Origin of the sequence: Streptomyces sp. NPDC092369, assembly GCF_044755245.1 — a bacterium.
In the GTDB taxonomy this organism is placed as follows: Bacteria; Actinomycetota; Actinomycetes; order Streptomycetales; family Streptomycetaceae; genus Streptomyces.
Genome location: NZ_JBIVQP010000006.1, coordinates 147,917 through 167,826, shown reverse-complemented (window position 1 = coordinate 167,826; position 19,910 = coordinate 147,917). Strand labels below are relative to the sequence as shown.

19 protein-coding genes and 1 pseudogene are annotated in these 19,910 nt (G+C 69.7%); 10 read left to right on the top strand and 10 right to left on the bottom strand.

Features of this window, described 5'->3' with window-relative positions:
* The first annotated feature begins 38 nt into the window (after positions 1–38).
* Positions 39–1,883 (top strand): PQQ-binding-like beta-propeller repeat protein, encoded by a 1,845-nt coding sequence (locus ACIQI8_RS32665; RefSeq protein WP_402358375.1) that lies wholly within the window; start codon positions 39–41, stop codon positions 1,881–1,883.
* A gap of 251 nt (positions 1,884–2,134) precedes the next feature.
* Complete coding sequence (locus ACIQI8_RS32660) at positions 2,135–2,827, top strand: LuxR C-terminal-related transcriptional regulator (RefSeq protein ID WP_124003804.1); 693 nt, start codon at positions 2,135–2,137, stop codon at positions 2,825–2,827.
* 79 nt (positions 2,828–2,906) lie between these two features.
* Here the strand turns inward: ACIQI8_RS32660 and ACIQI8_RS32655 are convergent, their stop codons facing one another.
* Both ACIQI8_RS32655 and ACIQI8_RS32650 read right to left on the bottom strand, forming a co-directional pair.
* Positions 2,907–3,230 (bottom strand): hypothetical protein, encoded by a 324-nt coding sequence (locus tag ACIQI8_RS32655; RefSeq protein WP_402358371.1) that lies wholly within the window; start codon positions 3,228–3,230, stop codon positions 2,907–2,909.
* Between the two features lie 21 nt (positions 3,231–3,251).
* Positions 3,252–4,961 carry a sodium:solute symporter family protein gene (locus ACIQI8_RS32650; RefSeq protein ID WP_402358368.1) on the bottom strand — a complete coding sequence of 570 codons (1,710 nt, stop codon included), beginning with the start codon at positions 4,959–4,961 and terminating at the stop codon, positions 3,252–3,254.
* 125 nt (positions 4,962–5,086) lie between these two features.
* On the opposite strand from ACIQI8_RS32650, the gene galT reads away from it, so the two are divergent.
* The 3 genes from galT to galK are packed head-to-tail and all read left to right on the top strand — an operon-like array spanning position 5,087 to position 8,264.
* Positions 5,087–6,148, top strand: coding sequence for a galactose-1-phosphate uridylyltransferase (gene galT / locus ACIQI8_RS32645; protein ID WP_402358365.1), 1,062 nt, complete (start codon positions 5,087–5,089; stop codon positions 6,146–6,148).
* Complete coding sequence (galE, locus tag ACIQI8_RS32640; RefSeq protein ID WP_402358362.1) at positions 6,145–7,110, top strand: UDP-glucose 4-epimerase GalE; 966 nt, start codon at positions 6,145–6,147, stop codon at positions 7,108–7,110. Before galT ends, galE begins: the two co-directional genes overlap by 4 nt.
* On the top strand, positions 7,110–8,264 hold the full coding sequence (galK, locus tag ACIQI8_RS32635) for a galactokinase (protein WP_402358360.1): 1,155 nt from the start codon (positions 7,110–7,112) through the stop codon (positions 8,262–8,264). Before galE ends, galK begins: the two co-directional genes overlap by 1 nt.
* Here the strand turns inward: galK and ACIQI8_RS32630 are convergent.
* Positions 8,257–8,712 carry a GNAT family N-acetyltransferase gene (locus ACIQI8_RS32630; RefSeq protein WP_402359696.1) on the bottom strand — a complete coding sequence of 152 codons (456 nt, stop codon included), beginning with the start codon at positions 8,710–8,712 and terminating at the stop codon, positions 8,257–8,259. The two genes, galK and ACIQI8_RS32630, sit on opposite strands and share 8 nt — an antisense overlap.
* Before the next feature lie 258 nt (positions 8,713–8,970).
* Between ACIQI8_RS32630 and ACIQI8_RS32625 the strand changes: the two genes are divergently transcribed.
* On the top strand, positions 8,971–9,744 hold the full coding sequence (locus ACIQI8_RS32625; protein WP_401716623.1) for a LuxR C-terminal-related transcriptional regulator: 774 nt from the start codon (positions 8,971–8,973) through the stop codon (positions 9,742–9,744).
* A 77-nt stretch (positions 9,745–9,821) separates the two neighbouring features.
* Here the strand turns inward: ACIQI8_RS32625 and tamR are convergent, their stop codons facing one another.
* The gene (tamR, locus tag ACIQI8_RS32620) at positions 9,822–10,319 is read right to left on the bottom strand and encodes a MarR family transcriptional regulator TamR (protein WP_401716626.1); all 498 of its coding nucleotides are present in this window, start codon (positions 10,317–10,319) and stop codon (positions 9,822–9,824) included.
* A gap of 89 nt (positions 10,320–10,408) precedes the next feature.
* Here tamR and ACIQI8_RS32615 point away from each other — a divergent pair, with 89 nt between their 5' ends.
* The 3 genes and pseudogenes from ACIQI8_RS32615 to ACIQI8_RS32605 all read left to right on the top strand — a co-directional run bounded on the left by ACIQI8_RS32615 (position 10,409) and on the right by ACIQI8_RS32605 (position 11,832).
* Positions 10,409–11,221 carry a trans-aconitate 2-methyltransferase gene (locus ACIQI8_RS32615; protein WP_402358356.1) on the top strand — a complete coding sequence of 271 codons (813 nt, stop codon included), beginning with the start codon at positions 10,409–10,411 and terminating at the stop codon, positions 11,219–11,221.
* A 2-nt stretch (positions 11,222–11,223) separates the two neighbouring features.
* Positions 11,224–11,577: pseudogene (locus ACIQI8_RS32610) on the top strand (glyoxalase); the annotation flags it as partial.
* Between the two features lie 81 nt (positions 11,578–11,658).
* On the top strand, positions 11,659–11,832 hold the full coding sequence (locus ACIQI8_RS32605) for a CsbD family protein (protein ID WP_402358353.1): 174 nt from the start codon (positions 11,659–11,661) through the stop codon (positions 11,830–11,832).
* A 130-nt stretch (positions 11,833–11,962) separates the two neighbouring features.
* On the opposite strand, the gene ACIQI8_RS32600 is transcribed toward ACIQI8_RS32605, so the two are convergent.
* Together ACIQI8_RS32600 and ACIQI8_RS32595 are read right to left on the bottom strand one after the other, a co-directional pair.
* Entirely contained in the window at positions 11,963–12,640 is a 678-nt protein-coding gene (locus tag ACIQI8_RS32600; protein ID WP_402358350.1) for a TetR family transcriptional regulator, read from the bottom strand.
* Entirely contained in the window at positions 12,637–13,650 is a 1,014-nt protein-coding gene (locus ACIQI8_RS32595) for an acyl-CoA desaturase (protein WP_402358347.1), read from the bottom strand. Before ACIQI8_RS32595 ends, ACIQI8_RS32600 begins: the two co-directional genes overlap by 4 nt.
* 315 nt (positions 13,651–13,965) lie before the next feature.
* On the opposite strand from ACIQI8_RS32595, the gene ppc reads away from it, so the two are divergent.
* A complete protein-coding gene (gene ppc, locus ACIQI8_RS32590; RefSeq protein ID WP_402358344.1) occupies positions 13,966–16,725 on the top strand; it encodes a phosphoenolpyruvate carboxylase in 2,760 nt (919 codons plus the stop codon).
* 82 nt (positions 16,726–16,807) lie between these two features.
* On the opposite strand, the gene ACIQI8_RS32585 is transcribed toward ppc, so the two are convergent.
* The 4 genes from ACIQI8_RS32585 to ACIQI8_RS32570 form a co-directional block, all read right to left on the bottom strand.
* A complete protein-coding gene (locus tag ACIQI8_RS32585) occupies positions 16,808–17,305 on the bottom strand; it encodes a hypothetical protein (RefSeq protein ID WP_402358341.1) in 498 nt (165 codons plus the stop codon).
* Positions 17,306–17,369: 64 nt separating this feature from the next.
* Positions 17,370–17,972 (bottom strand): aminoacyl-tRNA hydrolase, encoded by a 603-nt coding sequence (gene pth, locus ACIQI8_RS32580; protein WP_402358338.1) that lies wholly within the window; start codon positions 17,970–17,972, stop codon positions 17,370–17,372.
* Positions 17,973–18,078: 106 nt separating this feature from the next.
* The gene (locus ACIQI8_RS32575) at positions 18,079–18,666 is read right to left on the bottom strand and encodes a 50S ribosomal protein L25/general stress protein Ctc (protein WP_402358335.1); all 588 of its coding nucleotides are present in this window, start codon (positions 18,664–18,666) and stop codon (positions 18,079–18,081) included.
* Positions 18,667–18,873: 207 nt separating this feature from the next.
* Complete coding sequence (locus tag ACIQI8_RS32570; protein ID WP_124003789.1) at positions 18,874–19,854, bottom strand: ribose-phosphate diphosphokinase; 981 nt, start codon at positions 19,852–19,854, stop codon at positions 18,874–18,876.
* Positions 19,855–19,910 lie beyond the last annotated feature (56 nt).

Below are 19,910 nucleotides of genomic sequence, written 5' to 3'. Positions count from 1 at the left end.
CGACCCGCCGCCGTCCCCGTCCCCGAGGTACTCACGCCATGACCCAGCCGCCGCCCCCACCGCCCAACCAGCCGCCGCAGCAGCCCGGTTTCGGCCCGCCGCAGGATCAGCCGCAGCAGCCGCAGCAGCCGCAGCAGCCGCCCCAGCCGCCGCCGGGCTACGGCTACCCGCAGGCACCGCCGCCCCAGGCTCCCCCGGCCGCGCCCCCGCAGCAGCCCGGCTTCGGCGCCCCGCAGGCACCCCAGCCGCCGCAGCAGCCGGGCTACGGCTACCCGGGCCAGCAGCCCAACCCGTACGCCCAGCAGCCCAATCCGTACGGTCAGGCGCCCAACCCCTATGGCCAGCAGCCCGGTTACGGCTACCCGCAGCCGACCACCGTGCCGCTGCACCCGCAACCGGGGCAGCCGGGCGGCGGCCGGAAGGTCAACGCGCAGGTGGCGATCATCGTGTCGGCGGTCGTGGCGATCGCGCTGATCGTCGGCGGCGGCATCTGGTACTCCTCCTCCGGCAAGGACGACGACAAGAAGGACGAGCAGGCCAGTTCGGCCGGGCCCACCGGCGGCAAGGACGACAAGGACGACAAGGGCGACACCGGCGGCACGTCCACCGGCGGCGAGGAGAAGGTGCCCGCGAACACCGCCTCCCAGGTCCTCTTCCAGGTCCCCGAGCCCCAGGTCTCCAAGGGCGTCAACAGCGTCGCCGTCAACGGCTCGTGGCTCACCGACAAGGCATACGTCAAGAGCGGCATCGCCGAGATCAACGGCTACGACCCCGACAAGGGCACCAAGCTCTGGACGATCAAACTGCCGGGCCCGGTCTGCCAGTCCAGCAAGCACGCCACCGACGCCGGCCTGACCGCGATCGTCTACGAGCCCGCCATGCCGACCAAGGCCGAGCCCGCGCACGGCTGCAGCCAGGTCGCGGCGCTCGACCTCGGTGCCGGCAAGAAGCTGTGGACCAAGACGGTCAAGACCGGTGACACGGCGATCAACTTCGACAACGTCACCGTCAGCGCGAACACGGTCGCGGTCGGCGGCACCAGCGGCGGCGGCGCGTTCGACATCACCACCGGCAAGCCCCTGTGGGCCCCCAAGCAGACCGACAGCTGCTACGACGCCGGGTACGCCGGCGGCGAGAAGCTGGTCGCGGTGCGCAAGTGCGGCGCGTACGGCCAGCGCCAGCTGCACATCCAGACCATCGACCCGAAGTCCGGGAAGGTGATCTCGGAGTACAAGATGTCCGACGGCATCGAGTACGCGGCCGTCGTGTCCACGAACCCGCTGGTGGTGGCCGCCGACGTCGGCGACACCGCGGGCGACGGCAGCGGCATCTCGGACTTCTTCTCCATCGACAACAAGACGGGCAAGCTGCGCACCCGCATCTCGGCGCCGGGCGACCAGTACGCGGCCAAGTGCGACGGCATCTCCCGGATCGAGAACTGCTCGGGTCTCGCCGTCGGCAACGACCGGCTGTACGTGCCGACCGAGGAGCACGACAGCGGCGGCGAGCACGGCCAGAGCAACGAGGTCGTCGTCTTCGACCTCGCCACCGGCAAGCAGACCGGCCAGCGCGGTGACGCGGGCGACGGCTACACCATCACCCCGCTGCGCATGGACGGCGCCAACCTGATCGCGTACAAGCGCCCGCCCTACGACAAGGGCGGCCAGATCGTCAGCCTCGACGGCGGCACCTTCAAGGAGACCAAGCTGCTGGAGAACCCGGCGACGGACTCGGTGCGCGACGCCGAGTCGCGGATGCTGCCGGAGTACTCCGAGATCATCTACCGGCAGGGCCACCTCTACATGTCCGCCGTCTACGCCGACTCCTCCTCGACCGCGGGCGACAAGGAGTACCTGGCGCTCGCCTTCGGCACGAGCGGCTGAACCACCGGCTGAACCACCTGGATTCGGTGACGGCCCCGCCCCTGCTCAGGGGCGGGGCCGTGCGCGTACCGCTCATCACCCTCGAATGAGGGGAAAGCCAGAAAATCCGTCGATCCAGGGCACTTCTCACCGGTAGGGGGAGCGCAACGTCGAACAAGCGTGTAGCTTCCGGGGTCATGGAGGGCGGGGGAGCCGGAGGGGGGCTTCCGTGCGTCCATGGGGATCCATTGGGGGGACTGGGGGGTTGCTCGATGGGAGTGCGGCTGATGGTGGTCGACGACCACCGATTGCTCGCCGAGGCCTTGGCCTCGGCGCTCAAGCTGCGGGGACACCGAGTGCTGGCCGCGGCGGCACCCGCCGCCGGTGCGGCGGAACTGGTGATCAGCCGGGCACCGGAGGTGTGCCTGCTGGGGACGGCCACACCGGCCGAGCCGGGCATGTTCGACCCGGTGGTGAGGATCAAACGGGAGCGCCCGCAGGTGGCGGTCCTGGTCCTGGGCCCGGTACCGAGCCCACGCGGCATCGCGGCGGCCTTCGCGGCCGGGGCCTCCGGCTACGTACGCCATGACGAACGCATCGAGGGCGTGGAGCGGGCGATCATGAAGGCGAGGGCGGGCGAGGCAGCGGTCGCGCCCCAACTGCTCCAGGGCGCCTTCAGTGAACTCCTCAACCCGGCGGCCCAGCCCGACGACGAGGGTCAGCGCCTGCTCCAGATGCTCACCCCGCGGGAGGTCGAGGTCCTGGTCCGGGTGGCCGACGGCGAGGACACCCGCCTGATCGCCGCCGGCATGGGCATCGCCCCCTCCACGGCCCGCACCCACGTGCAGCGGGTCCTGATGAAGCTGGGCGTGGGTTCGAGGCTGGAGGCGGCGGCTTTGGCGGCGAGGACGGGACTGCTGGACAGGGCGGGCCCACTGAACAACTCAGCGGGCCCGGATCTGTGAACCGGCGACGGGTCCAGCCGACCCAGGGGCGCGGGGAACTGCGCGACCAGCCACAGTCCTCCCGCACCCGGCAACCGGTCTAAGCCCCCTCGTCCTTCTCCTCCACCAACTCCACCGGAGGTACCGGCCGAAGCTTCACCCAGCCCAGGAAGAAGACGCCGAGCAGCAGCATCGCGAGCCCGGTCCACAGATTGATGTTGATCCCCTCGGACTTGTCCAGCGACGAGTCCGACGGATTGATCCCGGCGATCGTGACGATGATGCCGTAGACGACGAACAGCCCGCCGATGATCAACCGCAGGTCGAACAGCCGGGAGGCCGTCGTCGACTTGCCCTCCAGCTCACTGACCTCGCGCTGGACGTCGTGCCCTGAAGGTCCGGGGTGTCCTGAGTTCTCAGACATGGTCTCTCAATCCTCCCGCTACTAGAACGAGAACGGGATGTAGCAGAGGGCCGCCAGGATCACGGCACCCCAGCCGAGCAGTGCCGGCCGCCGATACCACGCGTCGTCGCCCTCCGCGGGCGCCTCCGTCATGCCCGGCGAGGTGGTGCCGTAGACCAGGCCCTGGAGTTCCTCGGCGGGCTTGGGCTGGGTGAACAGGGACACGAGGAACATGACCACCGCACCGGCCACGAAGCCGGCGATCGCGGAGACGAAGTTGGCGCCCTGGTCGGAGGGGATGGAGATGATCCCCTGCTTGTAGATCCAGAAGTAGTTCACCATCGCGGTCACCGTGCCCGCGAGCAGCCCCCAGAAGCCGGACTTCGGGGTGGCCCGCTTCCAGAACATGCCGACGATGAAGACGACGAACATCGGCACGTTGAAGAAGGAGAACAGGGTCTGGAGGTAGCTCATGATGTTGGAGAAGGACGACGCCAGGAACGCCGTGCCGACCGAGGCGGCCACACCGATGACCGTGATCAGCCGGCCGAAGCGGACGTAGTACCCGTCCTCCCGGTCCGTGACGACGTACTTGCCCCAGATGTCGGTGGTGAACACGGTGTTGAAGGACGACACGTTGGCCGCCATACCGGCCATGAACGCGGCCAGCAGTCCGGTCACCGCGATGCCGAGGACGCCGTTGGGCAGCAACTGCTCCATCAGGTACGGGATCGCGTCGTTGTACTGCAGGTCCGAGCCGCTGGTGCCGATCTTCGGGACGAGCACCGCGGCCACCAGGCCCGGGATCATCACCAGGAACACGATGAAGACCTTCGGGTACGCGGCGATCAGCGGGGTGCGCCGGGCCGCGGACAGGTTCTTCGCGGACAGCGCGCGCTGCACCTCGGCGAAGTTGGTCGTCCAGTAGCCGAAGGACAGCACGAAGCCCAGGCCCAGCACGATGGTCAGCCAGTTCGCGCCGAGCGGGTTGGCGCTGCCGATGCCGGTGCCGCCCCACGCGGTGGTGAAGTTGTGGCCGTGGCTCGCGTCCAGCTTGTCGGTCAGGCCGCCCCAGCCGCCGACCTTCTTCAGGCCGAGCACGACGAGCGGGATGAGCGCGGCCAGGATCACGAAGAACTGCAGCACCTCGTTGTAGATCGCGGACGACAGACCGCCGAGGGTGATGTACGCCAGCACGAAGAAGCCGGCGACCAGGATCGCCACCCACTGCGGCCAGCCCAGCAGCGCCTCGACCACGATCGCCAGCGCGTACAGGTTCACCCCGGCGATCAGGATGGCGGCGAAGGCGAACAGGATCGAACTCAGCAGGTGTGCGGCCTTGTCGAAGCGCAGCAGCAGCATCTCGGGGACCGAGCGGACCTTGCTGCCGTAGTAGAAGGGCATCATCACCAGGCCGAGGAAGACCATGGCCGGGATGGCGCCGATCCAGTACCAGTGCACGGTGTACGCGCCGTACTGCGCGCTGTTGGCCGCCATGCCGAGGATCTCGGTGGCGGCGAGGTTGGCCGAGATGAAGGCGAGACCGGTGATCCAGGCGGGCAGCGAGCGACCGGAGAGGAAGAAATCGAGGCTGGTCTTCACCGAGCGCTTGGCGGCGAAGCCGATGCCGAGCACCACGACGAAGTAGATGCCGAGGATCGTGTAGTCGAGCCAGTTGGTGGGGAGTCGCAGCTCGGCTGCCAGTTGCACAGTCGTATGGGTGGACTCAGGAGCATATGTGGGGTTCTGCACCCAGTAATTCAACACGTTCGTTGTCTCACCTTGATTGATTGTGATGTTGACTGAGGTGGTGAGTTGTGTTTTGGTGTGTTCGGTTCTGTTTGGTGGTTGGCTGGCTCGAACAACGGGAGTCCGCAGTGAAGAAGACCTCGACCCGGCTGGCCGACGGTCGCGAGTTGATTTATTACGATCTGCGCGATGACACCGTGCGGGACGCCGTGGACCGTCGCCCGCTGGAGCCGACCGTCACGTCCTCCGAGATCCGCCGCGATCCGCTGCTCGGCGACTCCATCGCCGTCGCCTCGCACCGCCAGGGCCGCACCTATCACCCGCCGGCCGACGAGTGCCCGCTGTGTCCTTCGCGGGACGGCCGGCTGAGCGAGATCCCCGACTCGTCGTACGACGTCGTGGTCTTCGAGAACCGTTTCCCCTCGCTGGCCGGTGACTCCGGGCGCTGCGAGGTCGTGTGCTTCACGTCCGACCACAACGCCTCCTTCGCCGATCTGAGCGTGGAGCAGGCGGCGCTGGTCCTGGACGCGTGGACGGACCGGACGTCGGAGCTGTCGCATCTCCCCTCCGTGGAGCAGGTGTTCTGTTTCGAGAACCGCGGCGAGGAGATCGGCGTGACGCTCGGTCACCCGCACGGCCAGATCTACGCCTACCCCTTCACCACCCCTCGCACCGCGCTGATGCTGCGTCAACTCGCGCAGCACAAAAAGGCGAGTGGCGGGGAGAACCTCTTCGACGCCGTCCTCAAGCGTGAACTCGCCGGTGAGCGGGTCGTCCTGGAGAGTGAACACTGGGCGGCCTTCGTGCCGTACGCGGCGCACTGGCCCTACGAGGTCCACCTGTACCCCAAGCGCCGGGTGCCCGATCTGCTCGGCCTGGACGAGGAGGCGCGCACAGAGTTCCCCCAGGTCTATCTGGAACTCTTGGGGCGCTTCGACCGGATCTTCGGCGAAGGTGAACCGCCCACGCCCTACATCTCGGGCTGGCACCAGGCGCCGTTCGGCGCGCTGGCGGAGTTCGACGGCGTCAGCCGGGACGACTTCGCGCTGCACCTGGAGCTTTTCACCATCCGCCGCACCTCCGGCAAGCTGAAGTTCCTCGCGGGCTCCGAGTCCGGCATGAGCGTGTTCATCAACGACGTGCCGCCGGAGCGCGCGGCCCAGCGTCTGCGAGAGGTAGCGAGTTCATGAGCAAGTACTTGGTGACCGGTGGCGCGGGGTACGTCGGCAGCGTGGTCGCCCGGCATCTGCTGGAAGCCGGCCACGAGGTCACCGTCCTCGACAACCTGTCCACCGGTTTCCGCGAGGGCGTCCCGGCCGGGGCGACCTTCGTCGAGGGCGACATCCGTGACGCCGCCAAGTGGCTCGACTCCTCCTACGAGGGCGTCCTGCACTTCGCCGCCTTCTCCCAGGTCGGCGAGTCGGTCGTGAAGCCCGAGAAGTACTGGGAGAACAACGTCGGCGGCTCCATGGCGCTGCTCGGCGCGATGCGCGAGGCGGGCGTGCGCAAGCTGGTCTTCTCCTCCACGGCGGCCACCTACGGCGAGCCGACCGAGGTCCCGATCGTCGAGACCGCGCCGACCGCCCCGACCAACCCCTACGGCGCCTCCAAGCTCGCCGTCGACCACATGATCACCGGCGAGGCGGCGGCCCACGGCCTGGGCGCGGTCTCGCTGCGCTACTTCAACGTGGCGGGCGCGTACGGCGAACAGGGCGAGCGGCACGACCCCGAGTCGCACCTCATCCCGCTGGTCCTCCAGGTCGCCCAGGGCAGGCGCGAGGCCATCTCGGTCTTCGGCGACGACTACCCGACGCCGGACGGCACCTGCGTGCGCGACTACATCCACGTCGCCGACCTGGCCGAGGCGCACCTCCTCGCCCTGAGCGCCGCCACCCCAGGCGAGCACCTGATCTGCAACCTGGGCAACGGCGAGGGCTTCTCGGTCCGCCAGGTCATCGAGACCGTCCGCCAGGTCACCGGCCACCCGATCCCCGAGGTGGTGGCCCCGCGCCGGGGCGGCGACCCGGCGTCGCTGGTGGCCTCGGCACAGACCGCCCGCGAGAAGCTGGGCTGGCAGCCGTCCCGCGCGGACCTCGCGGGTATCGTCGCGGACGCCTGGAAGTTCGCGCAGCAGATCGCAAGGGAGCAGTAGTGGGGGCAGAGCAGGTCCGTGAGGACTTCGTCGGGCTGTACGGGACCGAGCCGGAGGGCGTCTGGGCGGCGCCGGGCCGGGTCAACCTGATCGGCGAGCACACCGACTACAACGACGGCTTCGTGATGCCGTTCGCGCTGCCGCACACCGCGGTGGCCGCCGTCTCGCGCCGCACCGACGGGGTGCTGCGCCTGCACTCCGCGGACGTCGAGAGCGGGGTCGTCGAACTGTCCCTGGACGCCCTGGTGCCCGAGAGCGACCGCGACTGGACGGCGTACCCCTCGGGTGTCGTCTGGGCGCTGCGCGAGGCCGGGCATCCGGTCACCGGCGCGGACATCCACCTGGCCTCGACGGTCCCGGCGGGCGCGGGCCTGTCGTCGTCGGCGGCCCTGGAGGTCGTCGTCGCCCTTGCGCTCAACGACCTCTACGAACTGGGCCTCAAGGGCTGGCAGTTGGCCCGGCTGTGCCAGCGCGCGGAGAACGTCTACGTCGGTGCGCCGGTCGGCATCATGGACCAGACCGCGTCCGCGTGCTGCGAGGAGGGCCACGCCCTGTTCCTCGACACCCGGGACCTCTCGCAGAAGCAGATCCCCTTCGACCTCGCGGCCGAGGGCATGCGCCTGCTGGTCGTCGACACCCGCGTCAAGCACTCGCACAGCGAGGGCGAGTACGGCAAGCGGCGCGCGGGCTGCGAGAAGGGCGCGGCGCTGCTCGGCGTGGACGCCCTGCGGGACATCCCCTACGACGGACTCGACGCGGCCCTGGCCCGGCTCGGCGACGACGAGGAAGTGGTCCGGCTGGTCCGGCACGTCGTCACCGAGGACGAGCGGGTGGAGAAGGTGGTCGCGCTCCTGGAGGCGGGGGACACCCGCGCGATCGGCCCGGTGCTGGTCGCAGGCCACGCCTCGCTGCGCGACGACTTCCAGGTCTCCTGCCCGGAGCTGGACCTCGTCGTCGACACGGCCGTCGCCACCGGCGCGCTCGGCGCCCGGATGACCGGCGGCGGCTTCGGCGGCTCGGCGATCGTGCTGGCGGAGACCGCCGACGTGGACACGATCACCAAGGCCGTCGAAGAGGCCTTCGCCACGGCCGGGTTCCTCGCGCCGCGGGTGTTCGAGGCGGTGCCCTCGCCGGGCGCGCGCCGGCTCAGCTGAGCCGCTTGGTCAAGGTGTACTCGGTGGTCCCCGGCGGATAGTCGGGGATCACGCACACCACCTCGTACCCCTTCTTCTTGTAGAACTCCGGCGCCTGGAAGTCCCAGGTCTCCAGCCGGGCGGCCGCGCAGCCGCGCTCCTCGCGCGCGATGCGCTCCGCCGTTTCGAGGAGCCCCGAGCCGAGCCCCGAGCCGCGGTGGCGGTCGTCGACCCACAGGTACGTCACGTGCAGCCAGGTCGTCCAGGTGTGGCCGACCAGGCCGCCGGCGAGCTCGCCTGCCTCGTCCAATGCCCAGACATGGAGCGGAAGTTCACGTTCCGCGGGCGTTCCGCGCAGTGCGCGCAGCACCGGTGAGGCGGCCGTGTTGGTGTCCCGGAGCCGGGAGCGGAGAAGATCGCGTCGAGCCCTGTCGATTTCTGTCTCAAGACGAAACATGCGGCTCACCATAAACGCGCTGGCCAACCAGTTCTGCAAATTACCTTCCGCTCCCGCCCCCCAGCCGTACCCTGATGAACGGCACCGGTGGGGGCCGGTGCTGATCAGGGGGCGAGACAAGTCGGGTACGGCACCCGAAGTGGGGGTAGCAGTTCACGCATGGCGGCGGCCATGCACAGCCATCGCGCTTCGGGCGTCGTACCTGCGCCCGTGTCGTCTCCCGACGATGGGGTATCCCCTGCTCTTCGAGAGCTTGGGGAAGGGGGTTTCGTGGTTCGCATCCGTGTCCTGGTCGTCGACGACCATCGCATCTTCGCCGAGTCGCTCGCCGCGGCACTGGCCGCAGAGCCCGATGTCGACGTCTCCGCCGCCGGCAGCGGTCCCGCGGCGCTGCGCAGTCTGGAGCGCGCCGCCGCCGAGGGGCGCCGCTACGACGTGCTGCTCGTCGACTCGGACCTGGGGGGCAATGTGCCGGGTGTCCGGCCCGCGGTGCCGCTCCAGGAGGCCGGCGAGGACGGGCTGGTCGACGGGATCTCACTCGTCGCCGGCGTCCGCACCGCCCAGCCGGGCGTCCGGATCGTCGTCCTGGCCGAGAAGGACGATCCCCGGCGGGCCGCACTGGCCCTGCAGGCCGGGGCGTCGGGGTGGGTGGCGAAGGACTGCTCGCTGTCCCGGCTGCTCACGGTCATCCGGGGGGTGCTGCGCGACGAGACGCATCTGCCGCCGGCCCTGCTCACGGGTGTCCTGCGGGAGCTCACGGCGGCGCGCAAGCACCGCACCGAGAGCGAACGGCTGGTGGAGTCCCTCACGCCGAGGGAGCGCGAAGTGCTGCGCTGCATGGTCGCCGGCCTGGGCCGCAAGGCCGTCGCCGAGCGCCTGTTCCTCTCCCCGCACACCGTCCGCACCCACATGCAGAACGTCCTGGGCAAACTGGGCGTCCACTCCACCCTCGCCGCGGTGGCGCTCGCGCGCAGGGCGGGAGTCGGCCCGGTGGACCTGGAACCGACGGCCCGCATCGGGGCGGAGGAGACCCACACAGCCTGACCGGGGCCCAGCGTCTGATCAGGACCCTGTGACTGACCGGGGTCCTGTGCCCGGCCAGGGTCCGACCGGCGCGGCCCTCAGCCCGGGATGTTGTCGAACGGCGCGGTCAGTTGGCGCAGCAGGCCCGCGAGTTCGCCGCGTTGGGCTCGGGAGAGCTCCGCGAGGATCGCGCGTTCCTGGGCGAGCAGACCGGCCAGGGCCTGGTCCGCGCGGTCCTGGCCCTCCTCGGTCAGCCGGACCAGTACTCCGCGCCGGTCGCTCGGATCGGGCAGCCGCTCCACCAGGCCCTTCTTGGCCAGCCGGTCGATGCGGTTGGTCATCGTGCCCGAGGTGACCAGAGTCTGCGTCAGCAGCTGTCCGGGCGAGAGCTGATACGGCGTTCCCGCGCGCCTGAGCGCGGTCAGCACGTCGAACTCCCAGGGCTCCAGGCTGTGTTCGGCGAAGGCCAGCCGACGCGCCCGATCCAGGTGCCGGGCCAGCCTGCTCACCCGGCTGAGCACTTCCAGCGGCTCCACGTCGAGGTCCGGGCGCTCCCGGCGCCACGCAGCGACCAGCCGATCGACCTCGTCCTCCATGACGATCAGTGTAGTGGTTGTGTCGACGTGAAGTCTCTTGAGGTCGAGTCTCTTGACATCAAGATATATGGACGGGGAAGGTGGACGTCATGACCTCTCCCACCTGGGACCCGGCCCAGTACCTCCGCCACGCCGACCACCGCGCCCGCCCCTTCACCGACCTGCTCGCCCGCATCCCCGACCCGCCGTCATCCGCACCCCGCGTCGCGGACCTCGGCTGCGGCCCCGGCAACATGACCGCCCTGCTCGCCGAACGCTGGCCGGCCGCGCACATCGTCGGCTACGACAACTCGCCCGAGATGCTCGACAAGGCGCTCGTGGAGTACGAGGGACAGACACCCGGCGGCGGCCGCCTGGACTTCTCCTACGCCGACGTCCGCACCTGGGCGCCCGAGGGCACGTACGACCTGATCGTCAGCAATGCCACCTTCCAGTGGGTCACCGGACACGTCGACCGCTTCGCCGACTGGATCGCCGCCCTCGCCCCCGGCGGCACCTTCGCCTTCCAGGTACCGGGCAACTTCTCCGCCCCCAGCCACCGGTCGATGCGCGACCTGGCCCACTCCGCCCCCTTCCGCGACCGCCTCGCCGACACCCTCCGTCACGACGACGCCGTGCTCGCGCCGGAGACCTACCTGGAGCGGCTGACCGCGCTCGGCTGCGCGGCCGACGTCTGGGAGACGACGTACGTCCATCTCCTGACCGGCGAGGACCCGGTGCTCGACTGGGTCATGGGGACCGGGCTGCGACCCGTCCTCACCGCCCTCGCCGACGACCCGCCCGCGCGGGACGCGTTCCTCGCCGCCTACCGGGCCGCCCTGCGCGAGGCCTATCCGGCGACCGCGCACGGCACGCCGTTCCCCTTCCGCCGTATCTTCGCGGTCGCCCGCAAGGAGAGCTGACCGTGCTCGCGGCCGTCGACCACGTCCAGCTCGCCGCCCCGCCCGGCTCCGAGCACCTGCTGCGCGGCTACTACGTCGACGTCCTAGGCATGACCGAGGTGCCCAAGCCGGCGGTGCTCGCGGCACGCGGCGGGTGCTGGTTCGAGGCCGGGGCCGTGCGGCTGCACCTGGGGATCGAGGCCGACTTCAGGCCCGCCAGGAAGGCCCACCCAGGGCTGCGGGTCACCGGCATCGAGGCGTACGCGGCCCGGCTGGCGGCGCATGGAGTGGCGGTGACCTGGGACGACGACCTCCCGGGGCACCTGCGTTTCTACGCGGACGACCCGGTCGGCAACCGGCTGGAATTCCTTGAGCCGCAGAATCGAGGTTTGCGGACGGGCTCGGCGGCTACCCGGAGTGCGACACCGGAATCCGACCGATCTTTGGAGTGAGAAACGGTGGCTGAAGAGGAAAAGGGCAAGGCCAAGGGCGAGCAGATGAAGGGCAAGGCCAAGGAGGCCGTGGGCCGTGTCGTCGGCAACGAGCGGCTGACCGCCGAGGGCCGCGCCGAGCAGGCCAAGGGTGACGCCCGCCAGGCCAAGGAGAAGGTCAAGGACGTATTCAAGGACTGACGCGCTCGGACGCCGATGCGGTCGAGCACCTCAGGGCCGGCGCCGGGGAAACAAGGCGGGCCCCTGCCTGGGACGGCAGGGGCCCGCTTTCTCGTGTGCGCCTTTTCGTACGCGGCCGGTGCGCGGCCGGTCAGGCCTTGCGGCGTCCTATCAGGTGCGGCTTCGCCTCCAGGCCGTCCAGGCCGTGCCAGGCCAGGTTGACCAGATGGGCGGCGACCTCCGCCTTCTTCGGCCGGCGGACGTCCAGCCACCACTGGCCTGTCAGCGCGACCATGCCGACCAGCGCTTGCGCGTAGAGCGGAGCCAGCTTGGAGTCGAAGCCGCGGTTCTTGAACTCGCGGCCCAGGATGTCCTCGACCTGCGTCGCGATGTCGGAGATCAGGGACGCGAAGGAACCCGTCGACTGGGGGATGGGGGAGTCGCGGACCAGGATGCGGAAGCCGTCCGTGTACTCCTCGATGTAGTCCAGGAGCGCGAAGGCGGCCTGTTCGCACAGTTCGCGGGGGTGACCCGCGGTGAGGGAGCTGGTCACCATGTCCAGGAGTCGGCGCATCTCACGGTCCACGACCACCGCGTACAGGCCCTCCTTGCCGCCGAAGTGCTCGTACACCACCGGCTTGGACACCCCGGCCCTCGCCGCGATCTCCTCAACCGACGTGCCCTCGAAGCCCTTGGCGGCGAACAGGGTGCGGCCGATCTCCAGCAGCTGCTGGCGACGCTCGGCACCCGTCATCCGGGTGCGGCGGGCACGCCGCGGCTTTTCATTGCTCGGGGTGCTGCTGGAGTCGGTCGCCACGGCGTCAATCATGCCGCCTCGGCGGTTTCCCTCCCGCGCCGGGAGCCGTCCTGGTCGGTGTTGCGGCGGGAATCGATACGCGAGCGTGACGGCCAGCGCACGTCGTAGGCCAAGCCGAGCTGCTCGCACCAGCGGATGATGCGCGCCGAGGAGTCCACCTGGCCGCGCATCACACCGTGCCGCGCGGAGGTCGGGTCGGCATGGTGCAGGTTGTGCCAGGACTCACCGCAGGACAGCACCGCGAGCCACCACACGTTGCCCGAGCGGTCCCGCGACTTGAAGGGGCGCTTGCCGACCGCGTGGCAGATCGAGTTGATCGACCAGGTCACGTGGTGCAGCAGCGCCACCCGCACGAGCGAGCCCCAGAAGAAGCCGGTGAAGGCGCCCCACCAGGACATCGTCACCAGACCGCCGATCAGGGCGGGCAGCGCCAGCGAGAGCATCGTCCAGTAGATGAACTGCCGGGAGATCGCCCGGATCGTCGTGTCCTTGATCAGATCCGGCGCGTACTTGTCCTGCGGGGTCCGCTCCTCGTCGAACATCCAGGCGATGTGCGCCCACCACAGACCCTTCATCAGCGCCGGCAGGGTCTCGCCGAAGCGCCACGGGGAGTGCGGGTCGCCCTCCGCGTCGGAGAACTTGTGGTGCCTGCGGTGGTCGGCCACCCAGCGCACCAGCGGGCCCTCCACCGCCATCGAACCGGCGATGGCGAGCGCGATGCGCAGCGGGCGCTTGGCCTTGAAGGAACCGTGGGTGAAGTAGCGGTGGAAACCGATCGTCACCCCGTGGCAGCCGAGGAAGTAGAAGAAGACGAGCAGCCCGAGATCGAGCCAGCTCACACCGCCCCAGCTCCAGGCCAGGGGCACCGCCGCGAGAAGGGCCACGAAGGGTACGACGATGAAGAGGAGCAGCGCGGACTGCTCGACCGACCCCTTCCTCTCGCCGCCGAGGGTCGCTGGGGGGAGTGGGGTGTCGTCGTTCGCCTTCGGGGCGTCGTCGATCACATCGGAACTTGTGGACATGGTGGCGTCCCCTGTGGGGTCGATGGTGGAGAGGTGGTGCCGGGACGGCAGCGGGAACCTTGCCCGGGCTCCGTTACAACAGTCCCTACGGTTCCGTAACCTACGGCATCGTAAGTATGGCAGCGGGTGGCCGGGCGGCAAGGAGCCCGACAGTCTGCGCGTCCGCATGGACACCTATCCTTGGAGTCGGTCGGACAGCGCGGTCCGCTCTGATTCCTTCCCGGATGTCAGGGCCGTATGCGGCACCTCGCCGCACGGCCCCGGTCTGCCGGGTTCCCTCCCGGACGAGCTTCAACACTGCAAGGAGCCGCACCTGTGAGCAGTGCCGACGACCTGACCACGAGCACCACCTCGACCAACAGTGAGCTGCGCGCCGACATCAGGCGGCTGGGCGACCTGCTCGGCGAGACCCTCGTCCGCCAGGAGGGCCCCGAGCTCCTGGAGCTGGTCGAGAAGGTCCGCCGCCTCACCCGCGAGGACGGCGAGGCCGCCGCCGAGCTGCTGCGCGGCATCGAGCTGGAGACCGCCGCCAAGCTCGTGCGCGCCTTCTCCACCTACTTCCACCTCGCCAACGTCACCGAGCAGGTGCACCGAGGCCGCGAGCTGCGCGCCCGCCGGGCCGCCGAGGGCGGACTGCTCGCCCGCACCGCCGACCGCCTCAAGGACGCCGACCCCGAACACCTGCGCCAGACCGTCGGCAACCTGAACGTGCGGCCCGTCTTCACGGCCCACCCCACCGAGGCCGCCCGCCGGTCCGTCCTCAACAAGCTCCGGCGCATCGCCACGCTCCTGGAGACCCCGGTCATCGAGGCCGACCGCCGCCGCTACGACACCCGGCTGGCCGAGAACATCGACCTGGTCTGGCAGACCGACGAACTGCGCGTGGTGCGCCCCGAGCCGGCCGACGAGGCCCGCAACGCGATCTACTACCTGGACGAACTGCACGCCGGCGCCGTCGGCGACGTCCTTGAGGACCTCACCGCCGAACTGGAGCGCGTCGGCGTCGAACTCCCCGACGCCACCCGCCCGCTGACCTTCGGCACCTGGATCGGCGGCGACCGCGACGGCAACCCGAACGTCACCCCCCAGGTGACCTGGGACGTCCTCATCCTCCAGCACGAGCACGGCATCAACGACGCGCTGGAGCAGATCGACGAACTGCGCGGCTTCCTGTCCAACTCCATCCGCTACACCGGCGCCACCGACGAACTCCTCGACTCCCTCGGCACCGACCTGCAGCGGCTGCCCGAGATCAGCCCCCGCTACAAGCGGCTGAACGCGGAGGAGCCCTACCGGCTCAAGGCCACCTGCATCCGGCAGAAGCTGGAGAACACCAAGCAGCGCCTCGCCAAGAACACCCCGCACCAGCCCGGCCGCGACTACCTCGGCACCGGCGAACTGCTGACGGACCTCACACTCATCCAGACCTCGCTGCGCGAGCACCGCGGCGGCCTCTTCGCCGACGGCCGGATGAACCGCACCATCCGCACCCTCGCCGCCTTCGGCCTCCAGCTCGCCACCATGGACGTGCGCGAGCACGCCGACGCCCACCACCACGCCCTCGGCCAGCTCTTCGACCGGCTCGGTGAGGAGTCCTGGCGGTACGCCGACATGCCCCGCGAGTACCGGGGCAAGCTGCTCGCCAAGGAACTGCGGTCCAGGCGGCCCCTGGCCCCGACCCCGGCGCCGGTGGACGCGGCCGGCGAGAAGACCCTCGGCGTCTTCCAGACCGTGAAGCGGGCCCTTGAGGTGTTCGGGCCCGAGGTCGTCGAGTCGTACATCATCTCCATGTGCCAGGGCGCCGACGACGTCTTCGCCGCCGCCGTGCTGGCCCGCGAGGCCGGACTGCTCGACCTGCACGCCGGCTGGGCGAAGATCGGCATCGTGCCGCTCCTGGAGACCACCGACGAACTGAAGGCCGCCGACACGATCCTGGAGGACATGCTATCCGACCCGTCCTACCGGCGCCTGGTGGCGCTGCGGGGCGACGTCCAGGAGGTCATGCTCGGCTACTCCGACTCCTCCAAGTTCGGCGGCATCACGACCTCCCAGTGGGAGATCCACCGCGCCCAGCGGCGCCTGCGCGACGTCGCCCACCGCTACGGCGTACGCCTGCGCCTCTTCCACGGCCGCGGCGGCACCGTCGGCCGCGGCGGCGGCCCCTCGCACGACGCGATCCTCGCCCAGCCCTGGGGCACCCTCGAAGGCGAGATCAAGGTGACCGAGCAGGGCGAGGTCATCTCCGACAAGTACCTCGTGCCCTCGCTGGCCCGGGAGAACCTGGAGCTGACCGTCGCGGCCACCCTCCAGGCGTCCGCCCTGCACACCGCGCCCCGCCAGTCCGACGAGGCGCTCGCCCGCTGGGACGCGGCCATGGACGTCGTCAGCGACGCCGCCCACGCGGCCTACCGCAGGCTGGTCGAGGACCCGGACCTGCCGACCTACTTCCTCGCCTCCACCCCGGTGGACCAGCTCGCCGACCTGCACCTGGGCTCGCGGCCCTCCCGCCGCCCCGGCTCGGGCGTCTCGCTCGACGGACTGCGCGCCATCCCATGGGTGTTCGGCTGGACCCAGTCCCGGCAGATCGTGCCCGGCTGGTTCGGCGTCGGCTCCGGCCTCAAGGCGCTGCGCGAGGCGGGTCCCACCGCACCATCGGGAGGAGAGGGAGTGCTCGACGAGATGCACGAGCAGTGGCACTTCTTCCGCAACTTCATCTCCAACGTCGAGATGACGCTCGCCAAGACGGACCTGCGGATCGCCCAGCACTACGTCGACACCCTCGTCCCCGACGAACTCAAGCACGTCTTCGAGACCATCAGGGCCGAGCACGAACTGACCGTCGCCGAGGTGCTGCGGGTCACCGGCGAGAGCGAACTCCTCGACGCCACCCCGGTGTTGAAGCAGACCTTCACCATCCGCGACGCCTACCTGGACCCCATCTCCTACCTCCAGGTGACCCTGCTCAAGCGCCAGCGCGACGCCGCTGCCGCCGGCCAGGCCCCGGACCCGCTCCTGGCCCGAGCCCTCCTGCTCACGGTCAACGGCGTCGCCGCGGGCCTGCGCAACACGGGCTGAGCCGCTCGGACATGGGGGTGCCCCCGGGATCGTACGAATCCCGGGGGCACCCCTTCTCGTATGTCCGTACCCGTGCTCGTGTCTACGACTGGACGGCGATGAACGTGGCCGTCAGCAGCACCGCCCCCGACCCCGCCAGCACCCAGCCCAGCCGGACGCGGCCGAGGCCGCCGGCCACCACCACCGAGGCGAGCAGCAGCGCGCCGCCCAGCGGGACCCACGCGTACAGGACGCCCGCGAGCCCGCACCGGAAGACCTCGTCCGTGCCGGGCTTCACGACCACCGTGTAGGAGTGACCCTTCCGCACTGCGACCGTCTTCTCCATGACGACGTGCGAGCGCGGCTCCGAGCCCGCCGAGACCGGCGTGTAGGCACCGGTGCAGGTGTCGTGGTCGCACCGCGCGACCTCGACCGTGCCCCGCTCACGCCCCTTGGTGAGCATCACGTACTGGGCGCTGCCCCAGGACGCCCACACACCGGCGACGATGATCAGCACCGCGATCGTCCCCATCGCCGCGAGCCGACCGAACCGCAGCGCGATCGCCGAAACCTGGCGGGAGGTGGTGGCGGTGGCGGGCATGGCCGGGATCATTGGCCATGGCCCCGCGCGCGGTCAACTCGGGTCGACCAGGGCGGGCGACAAGTCAGGAGTTGTACGTGCTTTGCGCCCGCTCAAGTCCTTCGAGCACCAGCGCCTCGGCCGCGTCGGTCGCGCGATCCACCAGGTAGTCCAGCTCCTTGCGCTCGGAGCCGGAGAAGTCCTTCAGCACGAAGTCGGCGACCTGCATCCGCCCCGGCGGCCGACCGATCCCGAACCGCACCCGGTGATAATCGGGACCCATCGCCTTCGTCATCGACTTCAACCCGTTGTGGCCGTTGTCCCCGCCACCCAGCTTCAGCCGCAAAGTCCCGTAGTCGATGTCGAGTTCGTCGTGCACCGCCACGACGTTGGCCAGGGGCACCTTGTAGAAGTCGCGCAGCGCGTTCACCGGGCCACCCGACAGATTCATGTACGACATCGGCTTCGCCAGGATCACCCGCCGGCCCGTCGGCCCAGGCGGCCCGATCCGCCCCTCGACGACCTGCGCCTGCGCCTTGCCGGCCCGCTTGAACCTCCCCCCGATCCGCTCCGCCAGCAGATCGGCCACCATGAAGCCCACGTTGTGCCGATTCCTCGCGTACTCAGGACCCGGATTCCCGAGCCCCACGATCAACCAGGGGGCATTGGCGTCGGTCGTCACGTCCACGTCTCCATTGCTGTGCAATTCGGGGGACACCCCCCCGGGGACCCCCGGCAGCCGGCCGCTGCCCCCGGAGGGAACAGCGGCCGGCGAAACGGTGATGAGCTGAGGATCAGGCCTCCGCAGACTCGCCCTCGGCCTCGTCCTCGGTGCTCTCCTCGGCCTGGGCGGCCAGGACCTGGAGGACGACCGCGTCCTCGTCGATCGCCAGCGTGGTGCCCTTGGGGAGCGGGATGTCCTTGGCGGCGATCGACGCGCCGGCCTCCAGGCCCTCGATGGAGACGGTCACCGACTCCGGGATGTTGGTGGCCTCGGCCTCGACGGTCAGCGTGCTCAGCACGTGCTCGAGCAGGTAGGCACCCGGGGCCAGCTCGCCCTCGGTGTGGACGTAGACCTCGACGGTGACCTTCTCGCCGCGCTTCACCAGGAGCAGGTCGACGTGCTCCAGGAAGCCCTTGACGGCGTCACGCTGGACGGCCTTCGGGATCGCGAGCTCGGTCTTGCCCTCGATGTCCAGGGAGAGCAGGACGTTCGGGGTGCGCAGGGCGAGCAGCAGCTCGTGGCCCGGCAGCGTGATGTGGACCGGGTCGACACCGTGGCCGTAGACCACGCCGGGAACCTTCTTGTCACGGCGGATGCGGCGGGCGGCGCCCTTGCCGAACTCGGTGCGGGTCTCGGCGGCGAGCTTGACCTCGGACATGTTCACTCCTCGTAGAAAACTTGGGGAAGCCTGCAAAAAAAGGCGGTCACCCGGCCGAACATCGGCCTGCTACGAAGAGCGCGTCGATAACGGACCGCCGCACCCTGGAACGGGTACGGCCTCCCTCGCCGAGCAACTGGGTCAGCGTACTCGGCGGGGAGGCCGTTTCCGAAATCGATCTACGACCGCGGGGACCGGCCGTGCGACCTACTGCTCGTCGAACAGGCTCGTCACGGAACCGTCCTCGAAGACCTCACGCACCGCGCTCGCGATCGTCGGCGCGATCGACAGCACGGTGATCTTGTCCAGGTCCTGGCTCAGCTCACCCGGCGTCGGCAAGGTGTCGGTGAGGATGAACTCACTGACCCGGGAGTTCTTCAGACGGTCCGCGGCAGGCCCGGAGAGCACACCGTGCGTGGCCGTCACGATGACGTCCTCCGCACCGTGCGCGAACAGCGCGTCCGCGGCGGCACAGATCGTGCCGCCCGTGTCGATCATGTCGTCGACGAGCACGCACACCCGGCCCTCGACCTCGCCGACCACCTCATGCACCGTGACCTGGTTGGCGACATCCTTGTCCCGGCGCTTGTGCACGATGGCGAGCGGGGCGCCCAGGCGGTCGCACCAACGGTCGGCCACGCGGACGCGGCCCGCGTCAGGGGAGACGACCGTCAACTTGTCCTTGTCGACCTTGCGGCCCACGTAGTCCGCGAGCAGCGGCAGCGCGAAGAGATGGTCCACCGGGCCGTCGAAGAAGCCCTGGATCTGGTCGGTGTGCAGGTCGACGGTCAGGATGCGGTGCGCACCCGCCGTCTTCATCAAGTCCGCGACCAGGCGCGCCGAGATGGGCTCGCGACCGCGGTGCTTCTTGTCCTGCCGGGCATAGCCGTAGAAGGGCACGATCACCGTGATGGAGCGGGCCGAAGCCCGCTTCAACGCGTCGATCATGATCAACTGCTCCATGATCCACTGGTTGATCGGAGCCGTGTGGCTCTGGATCACAAAGCAGTCCGCACCACGCACCGACTCCTCGAAACGGACATAGATCTCACCGTTCGCGAAGTCGAAGGCCTTGGTCGGGACGACCCCGACACCCAGCTGCTGGGCGACCTCCTTGGCAAGCTCGGGGTGGGCGCGGCCGGAGAAGAACATCATCTTCTTCTCGCCGGTCGTCTTGATCCCGGTCACAGCACTGTCTCCTCAGAGGTTCATCAACTGGGTGTGCGTTTATCACGGTACGCCGT